The 2,746-nt window shown below is 55.6% G+C and carries 4 protein-coding genes; 3 read left to right on the top strand and 1 reads right to left on the bottom strand.

What is annotated here, in order from left to right; translation table 11 throughout:
- Nucleotides 1–238 (bottom strand): DNA gyrase subunit A (locus tag Q0349_RS11010; RefSeq protein WP_298080998.1); only part of this gene is annotated, 238 nt, incomplete at its 3' end.
- Between the two features lie 334 nt (nt 239–572).
- On the opposite strand from Q0349_RS11010, the gene Q0349_RS11005 reads away from it, so the two are divergent.
- The 3 genes from Q0349_RS11005 to Q0349_RS10995 all read left to right on the top strand — a co-directional run bounded on the left by Q0349_RS11005 (nt 573) and on the right by Q0349_RS10995 (nt 2,533).
- Nucleotides 573–1,190 (top strand): OmpA family protein, encoded by a 618-nt coding sequence (locus tag Q0349_RS11005; protein ID WP_298080996.1) that lies wholly within the window; start codon nt 573–575, stop codon nt 1,188–1,190.
- 134 nt (nt 1,191–1,324) lie between these two features.
- Nucleotides 1,325–2,146: a hypothetical protein gene (locus tag Q0349_RS11000; protein WP_298080995.1), complete on the top strand. Its 822-nt coding sequence runs from the start codon at nt 1,325–1,327 to the stop codon at nt 2,144–2,146.
- Nucleotides 2,147–2,182: 36 nt separating this feature from the next.
- Nucleotides 2,183–2,533 (top strand): transposase, encoded by a 351-nt coding sequence (locus tag Q0349_RS10995; protein WP_366916320.1) that lies wholly within the window; start codon nt 2,183–2,185, stop codon nt 2,531–2,533.
- Nucleotides 2,534–2,746: the final 213 nt, after the last annotated feature.

Here is a 2,746-nt window from a genome sequence, read left to right as displayed (position 1 = left end):
GCGGGTGGTATTTCCCCATGACGTCGCCGACGATGGTCGCGGATTTCACATATTTCTTGTTCCAGGCATTGCCCTGTTTGTGCATGGAAAACAGCACGCGGCGATGTACCGGCTTCAGACCGTCGCGCGCGTCCGGCAAGGCACGGCCGACAATCACGCTCATCGCGTAATCAAGATACGAACTGCGCATCTCGTCTTCCAAGCGAACCGGCAACACTTCTTTGGCAAAATCACTCATTGTTTCAACCTTATAACGTGGAAAAACCGCCTGATGCGGCAAACGGGCGCTATGGTATCACGAATGGGCAAACGCCTGTTCTGCGGCGGTGTTTTGCGCCTTTGCCGGGGCGGGCGGGATGGCTGGCGTTTTCCGTATCATTTTTGCAACAGAACCGCGTCCGCAGGCGCCACATCGCCGGATTTTCCTTTGCATTTTTGCAACAAAACCCTTATGATTGCGCGCGGATGGGTACCTCTTGCCTGTTCGTGGGCAGGGGTACCGTCAATCTTGGACGGGCAGCCGTCCACCAGTTCTTAACTAAACTTGCAAGTTTTGTTATTGGGAGAAGTATATGAAACTTAAAAACCTGATCGCACTTGCCGCCGTTACTGCCGTTGCAGCGCCGGCATTTGCAGATCTTTCCGCTACAGAAGACCTGACCTCCCGCGGTGGTGATCTCGTCAAGAACCGTTGGGGCGAATGCGTTACCGTAAACGCCAACAAGGGACTGCGTGATTGCGGTGTGAAAGCACCGGAACCGCCGCCGCCGGTCATGGAAACCCAACGCGAAGTGATCACCCTCGGTGCTGACACCTACTTTGACTTCGACAAGTCCAACCTCAAACCGGCAGGCAAAGAAGCCCTGCAGGATTTGGCTGGCCAGTTGAACCAACGCGGTGCCAACATCCAGAAAATCACCGTGGTCGGTCACACCGACTCCAAGGGTTCAGATGCCTACAACCAGAAACTTTCTGAACGTCGTGCATCTACCGTTGCCAACTACCTCGCTGAAAACGGCGTTCCGTCACAACTGATCGAAGCTTACGGTCAGGGCGAGAAAAACCCGGTTGCCACCAACAAGACTGCCGAAGGCCGCGCACAAAACCGTCGCGTAGAAGTCACTGTTGATGGACTCGTTGAACGTCAGGTACAACAACCTGCTGCTGGTGCCGCACCTGTTGCCCAGTAAAATCTGAACATCGCCGCCTAATCCACCCCCGCTCCGGCGGGGGTTTTTGTTGCCTGCGGCCAGCAAACAGAACGGTATGAAATGATGCGGTGCCGTGGCGATATACTGCCCGCTCATTTATCACGGAGAATCCCATGTCCCGCAACATTCTCATCGCCCTTGCCGCCTGTAGCGGCCTCGCCCAGGCCTACGATTGCGCCACGGTTGACGCCGCGTTGCGCCAGCAGTTCGCCATTCTGGAACCGATGGTGGACAGCCCGGCGGCATACGATGAAAACAAGGCCAATGCTGCCCATACCGAAATCCGCCGCCTGCTCACCACGGATGCCGACAAAAGCTGGGACTGCGATTTTTCGCAGGCGCGCGAACAAGGGTTGCAGATGGCAACCGCCAGCGACCACAAATTCCGCGCCTATTCCTGGGACGACGCCAGCGGCGGCACGATGCGTTTCAACCTCGGTCTGTGGCAATACCGCGATGCCACCGGCAAAACCCGTGTTATTGACGCCCATCCCGAATGGGAAAAGCGCGAAGACGTCTCCGGCAACAGCGATAATGTTACAGGTCTCTACACCGCCGACCTGGGCGAGCGCGGCACGGTGTACCTGCTGGAAGAAAGCGCGCAAGGGTCAAGCAATGCGCTGGCGGTCAGCCTCCAGTTGCTGCGCGTTCAGGGCGACAAACCGGAAGCCGCCGCGCTTGTCCGCTCACACGGCAAAGACCTCTCCAGCATCGCCTTCGCCTACGACCGCGACAGTCTGCCCGGCACAACCTCGCAATATCCGCATTTTGGCTACGATGCTGCCAGCAAAACCCTGCGCGTGCCGCTCATTGAAAACACGCAAAAATTCCCCGACGGCGAAGTCACCGGCAAAACGCTGGATTACCGCTACGACGGCACGTATTTCGTCTATGTCAAAGACGGCGCCGCGAGTGAATATAGCAATCCTCTCTAAATTCTATACAATCATCAATTTCCCTGGAGCCTGACCATGCCATACCCACAAGCCATGAGAGAAAGGGCCATAGCCGCGCATCTGGAGCAGGGCATGAAGAAGATCGAAGTTTGCAGAATATTCGGTATACAACGGCGCAGCTTTGATGAATGGTTGCGCGTCTATGAAAAAGAAGGCAGAACCTGTGCCAAAGCCAAGTATCAGAAAGGGCATAGCCATCATGTTGAAGATATTGAGGCTTTTCGGGAGTTTATTCAGGAAACCCCGTTTAACACGGTTTACGACCTGCTTGCCCCCTTTGAACAACGCTTCGGGCGCAAAATTCGCTATGAGGCTCTGCGCCGTTGGCTGCACCGCGTCGGATTTACGCATAAAAAAAGAGTCTGACCTACAAAGAAGGCGACCCAAAAGCACAGGAGCGCTTTGTCCGGCAGATGCAAAGACTGGAAAAGCGTCTGGGCAAGGAACGCATACTTTATATGGATGAAGCGGGTATGCTGGCAGGGGACGTTTACCGCTGGGGCTGGTCGGAGAAAGGCAGGCGCAAATACGGGCAGCGCTCGGGCAAAAGGCAAAGACGGGTTAATTTTATTGCCGCAG

This window comes from uncultured Cardiobacterium sp., from assembly GCF_938028185.1.
Taxonomy (GTDB): domain Bacteria; phylum Pseudomonadota; class Gammaproteobacteria; order Cardiobacteriales; family Cardiobacteriaceae; genus Cardiobacterium.
This window is presented reverse-complemented; position numbering and strand designations above follow the sequence as displayed.